Annotated in this window: 20 protein-coding genes; 7 read left to right on the top strand and 13 right to left on the bottom strand. The window is 36.1% G+C overall.

Going from position 1 to position 16,469, the window contains the following annotated elements; genetic code table 11:
- Nucleotides 1-134: 134 nt before the first annotated feature.
- The 4 genes from OCF95_RS01615 to OCF95_RS01600 form a co-directional block, all read right to left on the bottom strand.
- Nucleotides 135-752, bottom strand: coding sequence for a histidine phosphatase family protein (locus tag OCF95_RS01615; RefSeq protein WP_004256600.1), 618 nt, complete (start codon nt 750-752; stop codon nt 135-137).
- The gene (locus OCF95_RS01610) at nt 752-1,234 is read right to left on the bottom strand and encodes an aminoacyl-tRNA deacylase (protein WP_261104723.1); all 483 of its coding nucleotides are present in this window, start codon (nt 1,232-1,234) and stop codon (nt 752-754) included. The genes OCF95_RS01615 and OCF95_RS01610 overlap by 1 nt, the downstream gene beginning before the upstream one ends.
- Nucleotides 1,234-2,076, bottom strand: a complete 843-nt coding sequence (locus OCF95_RS01605; protein WP_261104722.1) for a DUF368 domain-containing protein — start codon at nt 2,074-2,076, stop codon at nt 1,234-1,236. The genes OCF95_RS01610 and OCF95_RS01605 overlap by 1 nt, the downstream gene beginning before the upstream one ends.
- Before the next feature lie 94 nt (nt 2,077-2,170).
- Nucleotides 2,171-2,971: a glycoside hydrolase family 25 protein gene (locus OCF95_RS01600; RefSeq protein ID WP_045607094.1), complete on the bottom strand. Its 801-nt coding sequence runs from the start codon at nt 2,969-2,971 to the stop codon at nt 2,171-2,173.
- Between the two features lie 154 nt (nt 2,972-3,125).
- On the opposite strand from OCF95_RS01600, the gene glmU reads away from it, so the two are divergent.
- The 7 genes from glmU (at nt 3,126) to OCF95_RS01565 (ending at nt 9,215) form a co-directional block, all read left to right on the top strand.
- On the top strand, nt 3,126-4,505 hold the full coding sequence (glmU, locus tag OCF95_RS01595) for a bifunctional UDP-N-acetylglucosamine diphosphorylase/glucosamine-1-phosphate N-acetyltransferase GlmU (RefSeq protein WP_261035454.1): 1,380 nt from the start codon (nt 3,126-3,128) through the stop codon (nt 4,503-4,505).
- Between the two features lie 9 nt (nt 4,506-4,514).
- Nucleotides 4,515-5,060 (top strand): NUDIX hydrolase, encoded by a 546-nt coding sequence (locus OCF95_RS01590; protein WP_261035455.1) that lies wholly within the window; start codon nt 4,515-4,517, stop codon nt 5,058-5,060.
- A gap of 11 nt (nt 5,061-5,071) precedes the next feature.
- A complete protein-coding gene (macP, locus tag OCF95_RS01585) occupies nt 5,072-5,383 on the top strand; it encodes a cell wall synthase accessory phosphoprotein MacP (RefSeq protein WP_000517861.1) in 312 nt (103 codons plus the stop codon).
- A 16-nt stretch (nt 5,384-5,399) separates the two neighbouring features.
- Entirely contained in the window at nt 5,400-6,092 is a 693-nt protein-coding gene (locus OCF95_RS01580; RefSeq protein WP_004256611.1) for a 5'-methylthioadenosine/adenosylhomocysteine nucleosidase, read from the top strand.
- Nucleotides 6,093-6,168: 76 nt separating this feature from the next.
- Nucleotides 6,169-6,660 (top strand): chromosome segregation protein RocS, encoded by a 492-nt coding sequence (gene rocS / locus OCF95_RS01575; protein ID WP_000021242.1) that lies wholly within the window; start codon nt 6,169-6,171, stop codon nt 6,658-6,660.
- 192 nt (nt 6,661-6,852) lie between these two features.
- Nucleotides 6,853-7,443, top strand: coding sequence for a 3'-5' exonuclease (locus tag OCF95_RS01570; protein ID WP_261035456.1), 591 nt, complete (start codon nt 6,853-6,855; stop codon nt 7,441-7,443).
- Nucleotides 7,444-7,451: 8 nt separating this feature from the next.
- The gene (locus OCF95_RS01565) at nt 7,452-9,215 is read left to right on the top strand and encodes a glycerophosphoryl diester phosphodiesterase membrane domain-containing protein (RefSeq protein ID WP_261035457.1); all 1,764 of its coding nucleotides are present in this window, start codon (nt 7,452-7,454) and stop codon (nt 9,213-9,215) included.
- Nucleotides 9,216-9,287: 72 nt separating this feature from the next.
- On the opposite strand, the gene OCF95_RS01560 is transcribed toward OCF95_RS01565, so the two are convergent.
- From OCF95_RS01560 to OCF95_RS01520, 9 genes are all read right to left on the bottom strand, one after another.
- On the bottom strand, nt 9,288-9,587 hold the full coding sequence (locus tag OCF95_RS01560) for a YbaB/EbfC family nucleoid-associated protein (protein WP_000981526.1): 300 nt from the start codon (nt 9,585-9,587) through the stop codon (nt 9,288-9,290).
- 70 nt (nt 9,588-9,657) lie between these two features.
- A complete protein-coding gene (locus OCF95_RS01555; RefSeq protein WP_261035458.1) occupies nt 9,658-10,809 on the bottom strand; it encodes a site-specific integrase in 1,152 nt (383 codons plus the stop codon).
- A gap of 1 nt (nt 10,810) precedes the next feature.
- Nucleotides 10,811-11,059 (bottom strand): DUF3173 domain-containing protein, encoded by a 249-nt coding sequence (locus OCF95_RS01550; protein WP_261035460.1) that lies wholly within the window; start codon nt 11,057-11,059, stop codon nt 10,811-10,813.
- Nucleotides 11,060-12,232 (bottom strand): Rep family protein, encoded by a 1,173-nt coding sequence (locus tag OCF95_RS01545; RefSeq protein WP_084929599.1) that lies wholly within the window; start codon nt 12,230-12,232, stop codon nt 11,060-11,062. It lies immediately after the preceding gene.
- A gap of 148 nt (nt 12,233-12,380) precedes the next feature.
- Nucleotides 12,381-12,986 carry a hypothetical protein gene (locus OCF95_RS01540; protein WP_084929598.1) on the bottom strand — a complete coding sequence of 202 codons (606 nt, stop codon included), beginning with the start codon at nt 12,984-12,986 and terminating at the stop codon, nt 12,381-12,383.
- A complete protein-coding gene (locus OCF95_RS01535) occupies nt 12,983-14,083 on the bottom strand; it encodes a cell division protein FtsK (RefSeq protein ID WP_261035464.1) in 1,101 nt (366 codons plus the stop codon). The genes OCF95_RS01540 and OCF95_RS01535 overlap by 4 nt, the downstream gene beginning before the upstream one ends.
- Nucleotides 14,084-14,086: 3 nt before the next feature.
- Nucleotides 14,087-14,410 carry a hypothetical protein gene (locus tag OCF95_RS01530; protein WP_261035465.1) on the bottom strand — a complete coding sequence of 108 codons (324 nt, stop codon included), beginning with the start codon at nt 14,408-14,410 and terminating at the stop codon, nt 14,087-14,089.
- Between the two features lie 221 nt (nt 14,411-14,631).
- A complete protein-coding gene (locus tag OCF95_RS01525) occupies nt 14,632-15,699 on the bottom strand; it encodes a hypothetical protein (RefSeq protein WP_261035466.1) in 1,068 nt (355 codons plus the stop codon).
- A gap of 114 nt (nt 15,700-15,813) precedes the next feature.
- Nucleotides 15,814-16,455, bottom strand: a complete 642-nt coding sequence (locus tag OCF95_RS01520; RefSeq protein ID WP_261035467.1) for a hypothetical protein — start codon at nt 16,453-16,455, stop codon at nt 15,814-15,816.
- Nucleotides 16,456-16,469 lie beyond the last annotated feature (14 nt).

Below are 16,469 nucleotides of genomic sequence, written 5' to 3'. Positions count from 1 at the left end.
ATCCTCCTAGTTTTACTCAAAATTGAATACGATGAGTCATTTTTTGCGATACTCCCATTTTATCATAAATAAGCAAGAAATTCACGGATAATCTTTCAAAACTAAAAAGAACTTGACGCTAAAATCAAGTTCTGTTATTGATAGGAAGTATCATTCCAAGTATCGAGAGTAAATGTTTCAAAATCATGGGTTTCTAGAATGGTCAGGCTGGCATTTGCTAGACCACCATCTTTACGAAGAAGAGGTTCTTTATAACCTAAAAGAGTACGAAGACTGGCAGTAAGATTAGCGCCGTGACCGACAATTAGAATACGCTCAGCTGGACTATCTTTTAATGATTTGATAAATTGGATTGTCCGTTGCGTGGTGCTATAGAGGGATTCGGCTCCAAACATTTGAGTGTCAAATTGAGCAAGATTAGATCGAAAAGCTTTGATTTGTTGCGGGTAAATAGCTTCCAAGGTTGCGATTTTCAAACCTTCTAACTTCCCCAGCTGCCATTCACGGAGATTAGAAACACTTTCTAAAGGACAGGGGGTCTGGAGTTGACTTTGGATAATCTCAGCAGATTTGACCGCTCGAGGTAAATCGCTTGAATAAATCTGATCAAAAGGAATTTCCTTGAGATATTGGCCAAGTTGTTTTAGGGTTTCAATGGATTCAGGAAGAAGGGGAGAATCTCCACTAGCACCTTGAAAGCGTCCTTCTTGGTTCCAGACTGTACGACCGTGGCGGACAAAGTAGAGTTTCATTATTTGCTGTCCTCCAAGATATCTGCAAAGTCGGCCTTTACAAAGCTGGCCAAGTCTTGGGGAGCAACGATAATGCTGTGACCAACTTCCCCAGCAGAGACAATCATTTGATCCAAGTCTAGAGCAATTTTATCGATAAAAATGGGATAATTGTGTTTCTGACGAATTCCGACAGGATTATTTGCTCCATGAATGTAACCAGTTGTTTTTTCCAAGTCCTTTTGTGGAATCATGCTCACTTTTTTATTGCCAGAAATTTTGGCTAGTTTCTTTTCCGACAAGTGTTGAGTGATAGGGACAATTCCGATAATCGGTCCTGTTTTATCTCCCAAAAGAGCCAAGGTTTTGAAAATCTGATCTCGTTCATAACCTTGAGGAAGCTCTCCTTCCAGGGCATTGATTTGAATCCCCTGATGTGGGATATTTGCTTTAGACAGGATTTGTTCTACTAATGTTTTTTTGATTTTAACTTTTTTTGCCATTATTTATACTTATCCTCCAATTGGCTCATCCAAATACCAAGCCAGATTCCCAGCGCAAAGAAGAAGGAGATGATAACATACCCAACAAGAGAAATACCAGTGTATTGGATACTTTCAGCGTTTCCTGCATTTGGAATCAAGATTAAAAGGGTACTTGATAGGACGATACCGATGATGAAATGATAGACACGTGAGTGGTAATTGTTTAAGGCATAATCCATCAATTTTGAAAAAACGATGAGAGTTGCACCTGCCCCGATTCCAATCGGGAAGAAGGTTCCCAAGAGGTCAAAGGTTTTAAAACCAGTCAACATAGGAGCATAGAGTCCCAAAATCAAAAGTAGATTTGATGGACTGAGGCCAGGAACCAATACGCCAAGAGCCAGCAGTACACCTGCTAGTACGAAATTAAGAAAGCTGGCACTTAAGGTTCCAACTACAAAATTTAAGGCATAGAGACCTAGTCCAGAAATGATAAAGGTTGCCCAGAACCAAGCTAAATCAATCTTGTCTCGGTCAGATTCTCGAGTTGATTCTTTGAGAAGGCTAGGAACTGTACCAATGATGGCACCCGCAAAGCTCCATAAGACAAAGACCTGATAATTTTCAAGCAGGTATTCAATCGGGTAGGAAAATAAGCCGATTCCCAGAAGCATACCGATGGCAACTGGAATAAAGTACAAAACATTTTCTTTAAAGTCTTTAAAGGGATGAGCCAGAAAACCAATCATTCGTTCATAAATTCCTAAGATTGCTGCTAGAACCCCTCCGGAAATTCCCGGTAAGATAAATCCAAGAGCAATCACAATCCCTTTAATAATACGTGCTAACCATGAGAGCATATTTTTCCTCCAACTATTTCTATTTCAAAAAATCCTTACTATATTGTATCACAATCAAACACAAAAAGAAAAAGCAAATGATAAACAAATGCTTTTAAGGTTTTAAAAAGAGTTTTCTAAAGGTTTCTTCTTTATTTTTTAAGGAAGAGATGACGTTGATATCCAAATCGTGGTCAAAGCCAGCAATTTTTCCTTTAGACGTGTACTGGTGAATGTCGTAATCTAAATCAGTCTTAGGAGTAGCTTCGTAAAATCCTGAGTCAGAACCATAGGAAGGAATCCAAACAGAGGTAAACTTGTCTGTATCAATACTGTGCTCTTCCATGAAGTAGACCCCAACATAGATTCCGATATTTTTAGCACCCAGTGATTCAAGCTTTGCTCGGAAGGCTTCAACACCGTCGTTCATATTAGACATGGTTTTTTCTTCCACGTCTAGCCAATAGTAACTTGGACTGTATGGAGAAGAGGCGTTATAGAATACCTCAGCAGCTTTTTCCATCTCCTGGACATTTTTTCCGGCTACATAGGCATAGACACCAACTGGGACATTTCGTTTTTGAAACTCAGTGATATGGGTTTTAAAGGCCTTATCAACACCATTAACATAGGAAGCATCGTTCTCTTTGGACGTTTGAGCACCACTATGGACGCGAACAATAGCTCCAGAAATGTTTTGGGAGAGAGTATCGTAATTAATTTCCTCAGGACGTTGCCAACCAGAAACATCAATCACCGGTTTATCTATATTATGTAGCGCTTGGGTTTCTACTTGCGCGATATTTGACTTTGTTTTTACAGGATGGTCCTCAAAACGAGGGCGATTCAGGATTAAAATGAAAATCATAATCCCAAAAAAACCAAACAAAATAAGTGGATTTATTTTCTTTCTCATATCTCATAATTTTACCTTAAAAATGAGAAAAAATCAAAAAAAATACTCAAAAAATGGGTTAAGAAAGGACTTTAGAGCATTTTTTCATTCAAGAGCGCGGAATGATTTGAAATATGGTATAATAAAGGGGAATTTCTAGAGAAAAGAGAAGATTATGTCAAATTATGCCATTATTTTAGCAGCGGGTAAAGGGACTCGCATGAAATCTGATTTGCCAAAAGTTTTGCACAAGGTTGCGGGTATTTCTATGTTGGAACATGTTTTCCGTAGTGTGGGAGCTATCCAACCTGAAAAGACAGTAACCGTTGTAGGACACAAGGCGGAATTGGTTGAGCAGGTCTTGGCTGGACAGACAGAATTTGTGACTCAATCTGAACAGTTAGGGACTGGCCATGCAGTTATGATGACAGAGCCAATCTTAGAAGGTTTGTCAGGTCACACCTTGGTTATTGCAGGAGATACTCCTTTAATCACTGGTGAAAGCTTGAAAAACTTGATTGATTTCCACATCAATCATAAAAATGTGGCTACTATCTTGACTGCTGAAACAGATAATCCTTTTGGCTATGGACGAATTGTTCGTAATGACAATGCTGAAGTTCTTCGCATTGTTGAGCAGAAGGATGCTACAGATTTTGAAAAGCAAATCAAGGAAATCAACACTGGAACATATGTTTTTGATAACGAGCGTTTGTTTGAGGCTTTGAAAAATATCAATACCAACAACGCTCAAGGCGAATACTATATTACAGATGTCATTGGCATTTTCCGTGAAGCTGGTGAAAAAGTTGGCGCTTATACTTTGAAAGATTTTGATGAAAGTCTTGGGGTAAATGACCGTGTGGCACTTGCGACTGCTGAGTCGGTTATGCGTCGCCGCATCAATCATCAGCACATGGTCAACGGTGTTAGCTTTGTCAATCCAGAAGCAACTTATATCGATATTGATGTTGAGATTGCTCCGGAAGTTCAAATCGAAGCCAATGTTACCTTGAAAGGCCAAACGAAAATTGGTCCTGAGACTGTTTTGACAAATGGTACTTATGTAGTGGATAGCACTATCGGAGCAGGAGCTGTTATTACTAACTCAATGATTGAAGAAAGTAGTGTTGCTGACGGCGTAACTGTCGGACCTTATGCCCACATTCGTCCAGGTTCAAGTCTGGGTGCCCAAGTCCATATTGGAAACTTTGTTGAGGTTAAAGGTTCTTCTATCGGCGAGAATACTAAGGCTGGTCATTTGACTTATATCGGAAACTGTGAAGTGGGTAGCAAGGTTAATTTTGGTGCTGGAACTATTACAGTTAACTATGACGGCAAAAACAAATACAAGACAGTCATCGGCAACAATGTCTTTGTTGGTTCAAATTCAACCATTATTGCGCCAGTAGAACTTGGTGACAATTCCCTCATTGGTGCTGGTTCAACTATTACCAAAGACGTGCCGTCGGATGCTATTGCTATTGGTCGCGGTCGTCAGGTCAATAAAGACGAATATGCAACACGCCTTCCTCATCATCCTAATAATCAGTAGGAGCTTATCATGGAATTTGAAGAAAAAACGCTTATCCGAAAAGAAATCTATCAAGGACCAATTTTTAAACTGGTTCAAGATCAGGTTGAATTACCAGAAGGTAAGGGAATTGCCCAACGTGATTTGATTTTCCACAATGGGGCTGTCTGTGTTTTAGCAGTAACGGATGAACAAAAACTCATCTTGGTCAAGCAGTACCGCAAAGCTATCGAGGCTGTCTCTTACGAAATTCCAGCCGGAAAGTTGGAAGTAGGAGAAAACACAGACCCTGTCGCAGCAGCACTTCGTGAATTAGAGGAAGAAACAGCCTATACAGGGAAATTAGAACTTTTGTATGACTTTTATTCAGCCATTGGCTTTTGTAATGAAAAATTAAAACTATACCGAGCAAGCGATTTGACGAAAGTGGAAAATCCGCGTCCGCAGGATGAAGATGAGACCTTGGAAGTTCTTGAAGTGAGCTTAGAAGAAGCCAAGGAATTGATCCAATCAGGTCATATCTGCGATGCCAAGACAATTATGGCGGTTCAGTATTGGGAATTGCAAAAAAAATAGAGGAGGTCAGTATGGGTAAACCTTTATTAACGGATGAAATGATTGAAAGAGCTAATAGAGGCGAAAAGATTTCAGGTCCTCCTTTGCTAGATGATGAGGAGACAAAAATTTTACCAACCTCTTCTTCCCGTTTTGGTTATGCCAATCCTAAGGATCATGGTTTTAGCCAGGAAACCTTGAAGATTCAGGTCGAACCGTCTATTCATAAAAGCCGTCGCATTGAAAATACCAAGAGAAATGTCTTCAATTCTAAGTTGAATAAAATCTTATTCGCAGTCATCTTTCTCTTGATTTTGCTTGTCTTAGCAATGAAACTTTTGTAATAGAAAAGGAATAGAAATGAAAATAGGAATTATTGCGGCTATGCCAGAAGAACTGGCTTATCTGGTCCAGCATTTAGACAATGCCCAGGAGCAAGTTGTTTTAGGCAATACCTATCACACAGGAACCATTGCTTCTCATAAAGTCGTTCTTGTAGAAAGTGGAATTGGTAAGGTCATGTCTGCTATGAGTGTGGCGATTTTGGCTGATCATTTTCAAGTGGATGCTTTGATTAACACAGGATCAGCTGGGGCAGTAGCAGAGGGTATTGCTGTTGGGGATGTTGTGATTGCTGACAAATTAGCCTATCATGATGTGGATGTTACAGCTTTTGGCTATGCTTATGGACAAATGGCGCAACAACCACTTTATTTCGAATCAGATAAAACCTTTGTTGCTAAAATTCAAGAGAGTTTATCTCAATTGGACCAGAACTGGCATCTTGGTTTGATTGCTACAGGAGATAGTTTTGTTGCAGGAAATGATAAGATAGAAGTGATTAAGTCCCATTTCCCAGAAGTTTTAGCTGTTGAGATGGAGGGGGCAGCTATTGCTCAGGCAGCGCATGCTCTTAATCTTCCAGTCTTAGTCATCCGAGCTATGAGTGATAATGCCAACCATGAAGCAAACATCTCTTTTGATGAGTTTATTATCGAAGCTGGACGTCGCTCTGCTCAAGTCTTGTTAGCCTTTTTGAAGGCCTTAGCTTAAGCGGAAATTTGACAGTTTTTCTAGCTTATGATAAGATTTAAGTAAAGAAAAGCTAGAAAACGTTTCAGAGGATATTATGAGTATTGAAATGACCGTCAGTGAGATTGCAGAGGTCTTAGGATTATCTCGCCAAGCAATCAATAACCGTGTCAAAGAATTACCAGAAGAAGACACAGATAAAAATGACAAAGGGGTAACAGTCGTTACCAGAAGTGGCTTGATTAAGCTAGAAGAAATCTATAAAAAAACGATTTTTGAAGATGAGCCTGTCAGTGAAGATGTCAAGCAACGTGAACTGATGGAGATTCTAGTGGACGAGAAGAATGCAGAAATTCTCCGCCTCTATGAGCAATTAAAAGCCAAGGATCGTCAGTTATCAGAAAAAGATGAGCAGATGCGCATCAAAGACCGTCAGATTGCTGAGAAAGACAAACAACTCGATCAGCAGCAACAATTGACCCTTCAAGCCATGAAGGATCAAGAAAATCTTAAGCTAGAGCTGGACCAAGCAAAAGAAGAAGTCCAATCAACTAAGAAAGGCTTTTTTGCTCGTTTATTTGGAGGATAATCAAGGAGCTGTTTAGGTTAAATGCTAACCTGATGGCTTCTTTTGTTTCTAAATAGTATAGTTGCTCAAGTAATACTCAATGAAAATCAAAGAGCAAACTAGGAAACTAGCCGCAGGCTGTACTTGAGTACGGCAAGGCGACGTTGACGTGGTTTGAATTAGTATAAAATAACAGTATAGGAGAGGTATAGAATGGAACGATTAGAAGATTACATTGCTTTCGATTTAGAATTTAATCAGCATGAAGGGCAAACACACTTGATTCAAGTATCGGCAGTGCGTTTTAGAGATGGTCAGGAAATCGCTGCCTATGATTCATATGTCCATACTAGTGTGCCTCTAAAGAGTTTTATCAATGGTTTGACAGGGATTACAGCTGAGACATTAAAAGATGCCCCTCCAGTGGAGAAAGTTATAAAAGATTTCCAAGAGTTTGTGGGTTCTTTACCCATGGTTGGCTACAATGCTGCTAAAAGTGATTTGCCTATTCTAGCAGACCATGGTTTAGACTACAGTCAGCAGTACAAGGTGGATTTGTATGACGAAGCTTTTGAACGTCGGAGTTCGGATTTACATGGTATTGCTAATCTCAAATTGCAAACCGTTGCCTCGTTTCTTGGATTTCAAGGTCAGTCTCATAATAGCTTAGAGGATGCTCGTATGACAGCGCGTGTTTACGAGTCATTTCTAGAGTCAGACCAAGCTAGAGAATTGTTAGAGACAGAAAGTAGTCTTTCAAACAATCCTTTTGGAGGCTTGGATTTGTCTCAATTATTTGACTAGGAGTGCCTATGAAACCTGAAAAACCTAAAAATCTAGGTTTTAAGCAGATATACTTTAATCTAGATAAAATACTTTTTCTATTTTTCTTGACTTTTATGATGATTGAGTTTGTCTGGTTACCGTCAAATTCTTGGATTGCTGGACTTTTGCTCCGTCAGACAGGTTATCTCTTTCTATCTTACAATAATATTTTTGCCATTATAAAAGGTTCTCCCTTTGTTAGTCTTGCATTATTTATTCTGGTAATCGTTAATTTACTGGTCGCCTATTACCAGATAGGACTTCTCTTTATTGGAGCCCGGCACCTACTCTATCATGAAAAGAGAACTTTGCTGGAGTACAGTCGTAAGGTCTTTCGCCAAAGTTTCTTGTTTATGAAGCAAGTGACACTTTCAAAGATAGCCTTTATCTTCTTTTATGTCATGATGCTCTTTCCATTGATTCGAAAGATTTTAAAGATTTACTACCTCAATAAAATTGTCATTCCAGACTTTATCGTTGATTATGTGGAAGACAAGTATTGGCTAGTAGGTATAGTGGTTACTATTCTGGCTTTACTTCTATTTTACATTTCAGTGCGTTTCATGTTTGCCCTACCTCAGCTTTTATTTGAGAAGAAAACAGTCAAAGAAGCAGTCAGATACAGTCTAGAGAAGACAAGAAAGCACTCCTGGTTTTATATTTGGAACTTGCTTTGGATTATCGTCAAAACCTACCTATTTTTCATTCTTTTATTGATTCCAATCTTGGCAAGTCAGGCACTGATGGATGGTTTGACCCATAAGGAATCTCTTGTGCTGGGAATTATCAACTTTGTTTTAATCAAGAATTTCCACTATATGGCCTTGACTTACTTTCTCATTAAGTTTGTTTCCTTCTTAACAGGAGAAGAATTAGAAATCACACCAAGGAGAAAGAAAGACCACTGGATGAGATGGGGAGTGATGGGATGTGCTGCTATCTTTTTCGCTCTTGAGGGTTATGTTTATTTAGAAGCTCCAGTTGCTAATAAACCTTTGATTATCTCTCACAGGGGAGTATCTAATAAGAATGGTGTGCAAAATACCGTCCAATCACTAGAAAAAACCGCTCAGTTATCTCCAGACTTCGTTGAGACGGATGTTCAGGAAACAAAAGATGGCCAGTTTGTCATGATGCATGATGCCAATATCAAGAATTTGACAGGAGTTAATGCCAAACCTCAGGATTTAACCTTGGAGGAATTGACCAAACTCGATATTTCAGAAAATGGTTATCATAGCAAGGTGTCTAGTTTTGATGACTATCTCAATAAAGCTAATGAATTACATCAAAAACTCCTTATTGAGATTAAAACCAGTCGAAAAGATAGCCCAGATATGATGAAACGATTTATGGAAAAATATGGAACAGTTCTTAAGCAGAATGGTCACCAAATGCAGTCTTTGGATTATCATGTGATTGACCAGGTACTAGCTTACGATTCTCAAATTCCAGTCTATTTCATCCTACCTTATAATAGTATTTTTCCAAGAACCAAGGCAACAGGTTATACTATGGAGTATTCAACTTTGGATGAAAATTTTGTCAACAAGCTTTGGAATACCGATCAGAAATTGTACGTTTGGACCATCAATAGTTCAGAGTCCTTTGATAAATCTGTTCATTTAGGTGCAGACGGCATGATAACGGATGACTTGGAAATGATTCAAGATCAGGTTACTATTGCCCAAGAAGACCCAGAGTATACGGATTTACTGTTCAAACAAGCCATGGAATTCTTTAATTTTTAGTAATCAAAAGGAGGAACAGTTGTTCCTCCCATGATAGGCAAGTATTCTCTTGAATGCTTGTTTTTCTTATGCTTAGAATGGCAATTTTCCAGCGAAAGCCCCCAATTTTTTCTTGGTCGTTTCATCAATTTGCTCAAGAGCAGAGTTGATGGCTTGAACAGTCATATCAGAAAGAGTTTCAAGGTCTTCTGGATCAACGACAGCTGGATTGAAGTCAATGCTGACAACTTTCTTGTCACCAGTTAAGGTCGCTTGGACAAGGTCTTGAGCAGATTTGCCAACAAATTGCATAGCAGCAAGTTCAGCTTGGCTTTGTTCCATTTGTTTTTGAAGTTTTTGTGCTTGACGCATCATGTTTTGCATGTTCATCATAAGATTTTTAAGATTCCTTTCGTTTCAAGGCCTTGAGCCTTTTTAATAAATTTTTTTGCCATTTTTTGCCCTAAAAGTTGTCAAAAGCATTGGCGACTTCTTTTTGTTGAGTTGGGAATAGGTGAGAGTAGATGTTGATTGTTGTATTAATACTACTGTGTCCAAGTCGTTTCATAAGTGTAAAAAATATATAATCTTTTCCTTCACCATTTCTGAGTCCTTTTGAAACTAGAAATGCTGCATGTGAGTGTCGGAAATCGTGATTACGAATCATTTTTAATGATGCAGGCATTCTTTTTTTCAATTTAATCTTTTGATTAGAAACCATTGGAGCAGTTAGTTGTAAAGGACTGTCTTGAAAGATTTGTAAGTCTTCTGTATTGTCCGTAAACTCTACTAATAGGTGAGCTTGTTTTTCTTTCCATTCCGTTAGTTCTTGAACGAATGCTTTATGAATATAAATTCGACGATTGGATTGAGTAGTTTTTACCGTTCCGATATGGACCTTGTTATTACGAAAGTAAGCAGAATACTTAATATCGATATAACCCTCTGATAAATTAATCTGTTTCCAAGTTAAGGCCAATGCTTCGCCAACACGAACGCCTGTAAACATCAGCACTCGATAAAATAGCTGAAACATATATTCATCTTCTGTGAACAGAGAATCAAATAGCTTGAATTCTTCAGGAGTGAAATAAGACATCTCCTTGTGTTTATCAGGCAGTTTTCTTAGTCCATTGCATGGATTATTTTGTCTAAGACGATTAGCGACAGCAACATCAAACATTTTATGTAGAAAAATCATTAGCTGATTAACGGTCGTGCTTGATAGTGTTCCTCCTTTGACACTTGGTTGTTTGACCAACCAATCTCTAAATTTTTTTACTTCATGGATAGTAATGGCAGACATATCTGCATGCTCAAAAAACTTAGAGACATATTGGTTATAATAGGATATCTGTGTATCAATGGTACCACGTTTATTCCCACGGAGTTCATCTTCTTGTTGAACTAAAGAGTAAAGGTGAGAAACAGATATTTTATCTTTAATATGAACTTGGTGAAGTTTGTTTAATCGATAATCTGCTTCATATTGAACAGCTTCTTTACGAGTGGTAAATCCTGACTTTCTATGACGTTTGATTTCACCAGTCAATGGGTCTATGCCATCGGTAATATCTACTTTCCATTTTCCCTTGTATCCTTTGATAACTGACATATTATTTTCCTCTTTCTATGTCAGTAGCGAAGAGTACAGTATCTATTATATCATTTTTTGAGATGATTTTAAATCCAAGAATTTCTTCGGCAATAGTCTTTGGTATTCTTCCAATCCTTTTGTTTTTATAAAGTTGAAAACCTCTTTCGACAAGTAATTTTTTACCCTCTCGTATAACACGTCTAGCTGTGCCTTGTGGATATCCTTGATTTGCGATATCTATGTAGGTAACTGTTTGAATTTCTTGCATTTATTCATTCCTTTCCTTTTTCTTATTCAATTCTAAAAATAACTGGTACGATTTGTCTTGAATAGTTTCTTCTCTATCAGTCTGATTTTTAAAGGGGTTTGGTAATTTATTGCCATGGTCTATATAAAACATCTGGTCCATTGGTTCGTACTTGTAAAATTGCAGATGCTCTTTTTTGACTTCGACTACTAAGGATAATCTTCTCATTAGCTGGCCCCAAGAATCAATGTGGCTTGTTTGTTTCTTCTTTGTTAATTCTAAGAAAAAATTATATGGGGAGTATGGGCTTGTAATGATGTATACGTTAGCTAAAAGAGGTTTGTCAAAATAACGACTACTTGCCATCGCTTTAACATTGTAAGGGTCAAACATTTTGAGTAAGTCTGAGTAGTCAAATTGATGGGGGCGTAATTCGTCTAAGATAATCACGTGTTCTAAATTGTATTGTTGAAAAGGGTCACGGATTGAGCCCGTAATAAAATAGTTAAGGTCATACTGTTCTGCGTATTGACGTGCTAGACGAGTCTTCCCTGTTCCCGCTTTTCCAAAAAGCCAAATAATCGTAACAATTTCATTCTTGTCAATCATTTCTTGTCGCCATAGTTCGGCTTGTGTTTCTAGTCGTTTTAAATAGACGGTTTCTATTTTTTGCCTTGCTTTGGCATATTGTGAACCAGTAAGTCGTTGTTCAATTTCTGATTTTGTAATATTACCAGTATAAAGTAGATCCAGTAGATTATCTATAATCATAGTGTCATTTATTTCATATCGTTTGGTTACATTTCTTTCGATAGTGTCTAATAGGAGTAAATAGTCAAAATTCGCAATAACTTCTTTGGGAGAATATTGGTATTTATCTTGATTAGACTCCGTGTGATGAACGAGATATGAATAAGCATTGTTAACTGAACCCCTCCACTGCTCAAAACACTGTATTGGTTGTTTAGTCAACTTAGCAAGATTGTTTAAACTTCTAGCACTTTCAAATTGTAAAACAAGGTGTATATGTGGTGCGACAAGGTTTCCATCTTGCCCAATATCCTTATCATGCAATATTCCCGCAAAACGAAGCGGTTTTAGAATGTTCGTCATATACTCGATGATATCTTGTAAATTTGAAGATTGGAAATACTCAATCTGTTGAACAAACATGACATTGCGTGCTTTTACCATTAAAAACTCCTTTCTTCTTGGAACAATGGAACAACATTATACTACTTCAATAACAAGCCCAGAAGTAGTATAGTTCTGTCCTGACCAAATTGGAACATAAAACCAGCTCGGAGCTCTTGCCTTACGGCAAGCTCCGCTGGTATACAAATCAATTATGCTTTCTCGTCCCTTGTATTATATGATTAAGTGAAGTACTATCTTTGGGAGAGAATGTATATATTTCACGATAGACTCTTGTAAGATAGTCGTACAAAAAAGGTAATTTTTTTTGTAAAATTGTATCAATATCTGAGTTTTCTGCCCATGGTATAATAACTAGGATATATTCATGAGTTATAGTACATCTGATAGATTGAACAATAGTTTTGTACTCTTTTACAACCTCACTATCGATTTCACTGCCTCTCTTTAGCATTTGTTTTCGTACTATCCTTAATCGATTTACTGTTCGGAAAAAGTTGAAAAACTTATCTTCTTTTATCCATACGATGCAAAGAAGGATATGCGCTAAAAGATAGATGATAAGAACGATAGTAATTGCTTTAAGTAGTATAGATTGTGCTATTTGAAAATTATCTAAAATTTGACTCCAAACGTCCCAAGAGATAATGGTTCTAACTTGGCTAACAAACCATATACCTGCTAGAGATAAACTCCACAGAAAGCTCAAGAGTAACTCTAAAGGCAGTAAGTAGTAGAGTTTATCGGTAATGACAGTGCTATTTATTATAATTCTATTGTTAATGTTTTTCATATATTTTCTCCTTTAAATGTTGGTATAAGCAATGGCATAACATTAGGTGGTGTTATACCGTCAATAACTTGAACAATACCAGTTCCTTTTCCGTTAGGAATGACAATTCCTGTCTCTGAATCCAAGTCTGGGAATAAAAACGTTGTCGTTTTTCTGTTGATTAACCCAAGTTGTATCAAGAAATTACACTGCTCTCTAACGGCAATCGGTAAAGCGTTTGTGTCCATCCGCTGGCTCACTAGGATTAGGTGGACAGATGTTGCTCGTCCAAGTAGTGCAATATTGGATAATAGTGCAAAAAAGGTATCTTTAACATTTTTAGAAGTCAAAGAGGTTAAAGCAAGCAATTCATCAATCACCAGACAACGATGTTGAAATTTTTTAGAAGGATTTTCAAGAAGCTCCGATTGTCTTTGATAGATAGTATCTAGTTCCACTTTTAGCAAGCTGTTTACCTTGGAAACAAATTCATCAGATGAGAAGTCTTTCTCTTGATAAAGAACAGGTATGTTCTGTTTTAAGCAGTAGCGAGAGATAGAATCGCACTTGGGGTCCACGACTGTTACATGAGCAAATTGATTAATAACAGAGATTAGATAGGTCAAAGCGTAGCTCTTTCCAGAACCAGAAGAACCAGCAATCAAGCAATGAACGATGCGATTGAAATCAATTCGATAATTTTTCATGAGTTCAAAACTTTCGTTTTGAACGCTGACATCAGATAGCTTTTGATACGTCAATCTTTCAGGTATTCCCATAAAGAATGGAAACCTAAAAGCACGACTAGTATTAATGCTTACACCATCACCATCACGTTTGACAATATAGGCCGATGGCTGTTTAAGAAATGTCAACATAGGGTAGGCACTTGTAGATAAAATTTGAAAAATCTGTTGGTATAGATTGTTATCCAAAATGTACGCACAAGGAAACCTTGGGACAAAGTCTAGATAATTGTCACCATATATGAATTGGAAGGAATTTGTAGTTGAAGAGATAGAGCTGTTCCTCAACCCTAGCTCCACAGACTGGACAAGATAGTCGGCGTTTACTACAAACTCCCGTTTATTTTCTGATTGCATAAATGGAAATACCATTGATTACTTACCTCCTTTGTTTAATACGGTTACAGAGTTCGCTCGGAAATAGATGTTACCTCTGACATTGCAGGCCTCTGCACCTTGAAATTCAATCTCGTCAAATTGTTCGATAGTTTGTTGGGATGAGAATTTAACCTCAAAAGGCTGTTGTCCTTTAATAACGAACCAATAACGATATGAGTCAATTTCGTTTGTTGGGCTATTATCAACGTATTTCATGCGAATATTCGCTTCAGGGGATAATACAATTGCAGTTTTTTCGTTATCGAAAATTTCTTGAAATAGTTGGCTAGAATAGCCAGTTTTAGCTTTCATTTTAAACATAGTTATTATTTATAATCAGCAAGCCTAGGAATTGCTGATTCCTTTCCTTATTTTTTAATAAGCGCTTATAGTCTTATTTTAAATCACAATAGGATAGAAGTCATTACTAGTTTTGAAACTATAATTATCGTTTCAAAACTATAATGAGAGGAACATAAAAGCAGTCGCTTATGCGACTGCCACGAATTGATACTTATATGTTAATGTGTGTTATTATCTTTCTAAATAAGTTGATTTTCCAAAAAATTTGTTAAATCTATGAAATCTAGTATATTTAGATTTAATTCGGTTAGATTTTTAATTTTTTTATTTTGGTTATCATTATAAAATTTCTTTAGGTATTCTATATCTTTGTCTAATTTGTCCTTATCATAGTACATACAGATAGATGAAGATGTAGCAAATTCATTTACTATTTGTTTAGCTTTACTTATAAATAATATGAAATTATCAATATTTAAGCTTCTATCTAATAAATTTAAAAATTGTTTAGATGAAAATACTTCAATAAAAAAATTATTATTGAGTCTAGCGAATATACTATCATTGTTACCTTTTGACTCTTTAAGAATCTCTTTTTTGATTTTTTCTTTATAGAATTCAAGAAGTTTATCTGAATTTATATCTATAAAATTATTGAAGGAACTAATAAATACTTGATAATTCTCTTCACTATTCAAAATATATTCAAATAAAAAATTTGTATGTAGTGTATGATTGAAGATTAGCCTTTTGAAATCAATAAAGAATTCCATATAATCCTCACAATGATAGTTAAAAGCACCTATATAAGTATCCAAATCTGTATCTGTTTTTGATGATGAAATGATATTGATAAGTAGCTTGTTTGAAACATTTATAAGTATTTCTTCCTTTATGAATGAATCTTTAAAAATATTTTTATAGGTTGCATCTCCAAAGAAAATATCATCAGTAGGAGTATCTATAAATGGATTGGAATCAGAGTTATTGAATAAAATCAATAAAAGGGAAAATTTTAAAAAATTTAAAATTTCATTTTCTGATTCAAATATAAGTTCCTCATGTGTTACATTGAACATTTTTGCAAAAATTTCAATTTTTTCTTGAGACATAAGAAATTTACTGTTTACAGGTTTACCTTGTAAAATGTTTGATAATGTTGGTTCGTTTATTGGAAGATCTGAACCTTCAGTTTGAAATTTATCTTTGACTTTCCGTGTGAATTGAGCTTGTGTGGAATATGAAACTTTGATTTTGTTTTTTAGACGTAAGCCTATCATACGATATAAATAATTTGTAAAATTCATATTTTTCTCCATATTTTTCAAGAGTTATAATAGTTGAGAAAAAATACAACAATATAATTGTGGTTGAGAAATTGAAAATTTGATATAGAGCTTTGTTTATACATTCACATATGTTTATTTTATTCTTTTATAGTGCTTCTCTTTTCCATGTTCTTTGGTTATTAAATCTGCCTCTATTTCCTCAGCTCTCGACCCCGCAGATATAATATAAATAATAATAATAATAGGGGGGATTATTAGTTTTAATAATTCAACTAATGAGTAAATTCCTAGGCTAATTGATGAAGTAATTAAATCAAAAGTCGGTTCAATGAGTAAAACAATGGGTAATATATAAAAGAGTTTATTTTTGGAATTTTTAATGCTAGTTATCACATAGCTCAAAATTCCTAAAACTAATAAGTAATAAGCTGGACCAGCCTTACTTTCTATATGTAATCCAATACTTGTTTCATTTTGCATTCCTGTCAAAAATTGTCTGACTACAAAGATTAATCCGGCTAAAATAAATGGTCTAATATCTAATTTTAGTGGAAAGAATCTTAAAACTAATATAGAGATGATAAATGCAAAATATGCAAAAACGTATTCTGCTTTAATCATAACTATGATTTGTTGCACCATGTTTGAATGAATATCATTGTTAATGATACCAAGAGGTAAAGATGTTTTAGAAGATATAAAAGGTATGAATAATGCAATACAAACTGATAAAAATAATGAAATTTCAGGACTATATTTTTTAATTATCCCCATACTAAATTCACCCT

It is taken from the genome of Streptococcus mitis (assembly GCF_946188615.1).
GTDB lineage: Bacteria > Bacillota > Bacilli > Lactobacillales > Streptococcaceae > Streptococcus > Streptococcus mitis_BZ.
This window is presented reverse-complemented; position numbering and strand designations above follow the sequence as displayed.

Coding starts and splice junctions, on each gene's coding strand:
- OCF95_RS01615 (WP_004256600.1), bottom strand. CDS start 752: ATGAAACTCTACTTTGTCCGCCACGGTCGTACAGTCTGGAACCAAGAA.
- OCF95_RS01610 (WP_261104723.1), bottom strand. CDS start 1,234: ATGGCAAAAAAAGTTAAAATCAAAAAAACATTAGTAGAACAAATCCTG.
- OCF95_RS01605 (WP_261104722.1), bottom strand. CDS start 2,076: ATGCTCTCATGGTTAGCACGTATTATTAAAGGGATTGTGATTGCTCTT.
- OCF95_RS01600 (WP_045607094.1), bottom strand. CDS start 2,971: ATGAGAAAGAAAATAAATCCACTTATTTTGTTTGGTTTTTTTGGGATT.
- glmU (WP_261035454.1), top strand. CDS start 3,126: ATGTCAAATTATGCCATTATTTTAGCAGCGGGTAAAGGGACTCGCATG.
- OCF95_RS01590 (WP_261035455.1), top strand. CDS start 4,515: ATGGAATTTGAAGAAAAAACGCTTATCCGAAAAGAAATCTATCAAGGA.
- macP (WP_000517861.1), top strand. CDS start 5,072: ATGGGTAAACCTTTATTAACGGATGAAATGATTGAAAGAGCTAATAGA.
- OCF95_RS01580 (WP_004256611.1), top strand. CDS start 5,400: ATGAAAATAGGAATTATTGCGGCTATGCCAGAAGAACTGGCTTATCTG.
- rocS (WP_000021242.1), top strand. CDS start 6,169: ATGAGTATTGAAATGACCGTCAGTGAGATTGCAGAGGTCTTAGGATTA.
- OCF95_RS01570 (WP_261035456.1), top strand. CDS start 6,853: ATGGAACGATTAGAAGATTACATTGCTTTCGATTTAGAATTTAATCAG.
- OCF95_RS01565 (WP_261035457.1), top strand. CDS start 7,452: ATGAAACCTGAAAAACCTAAAAATCTAGGTTTTAAGCAGATATACTTT.
- OCF95_RS01560 (WP_000981526.1), bottom strand. CDS start 9,587: ATGATGAACATGCAAAACATGATGCGTCAAGCACAAAAACTTCAAAAA.
- OCF95_RS01555 (WP_261035458.1), bottom strand. CDS start 10,809: ATGTCAGTTATCAAAGGATACAAGGGAAAATGGAAAGTAGATATTACC.
- OCF95_RS01550 (WP_261035460.1), bottom strand. CDS start 11,059: ATGCAAGAAATTCAAACAGTTACCTACATAGATATCGCAAATCAAGGA.
- OCF95_RS01545 (WP_084929599.1), bottom strand. CDS start 12,232: ATGGTAAAAGCACGCAATGTCATGTTTGTTCAACAGATTGAGTATTTC.
- OCF95_RS01540 (WP_084929598.1), bottom strand. CDS start 12,986: ATGAAAAACATTAACAATAGAATTATAATAAATAGCACTGTCATTACC.
- OCF95_RS01535 (WP_261035464.1), bottom strand. CDS start 14,083: ATGGTATTTCCATTTATGCAATCAGAAAATAAACGGGAGTTTGTAGTA.
- OCF95_RS01530 (WP_261035465.1), bottom strand. CDS start 14,410: ATGTTTAAAATGAAAGCTAAAACTGGCTATTCTAGCCAACTATTTCAA.
- OCF95_RS01525 (WP_261035466.1), bottom strand. CDS start 15,699: ATGAATTTTACAAATTATTTATATCGTATGATAGGCTTACGTCTAAAA.
- OCF95_RS01520 (WP_261035467.1), bottom strand. CDS start 16,455: ATGGGGATAATTAAAAAATATAGTCCTGAAATTTCATTATTTTTATCA.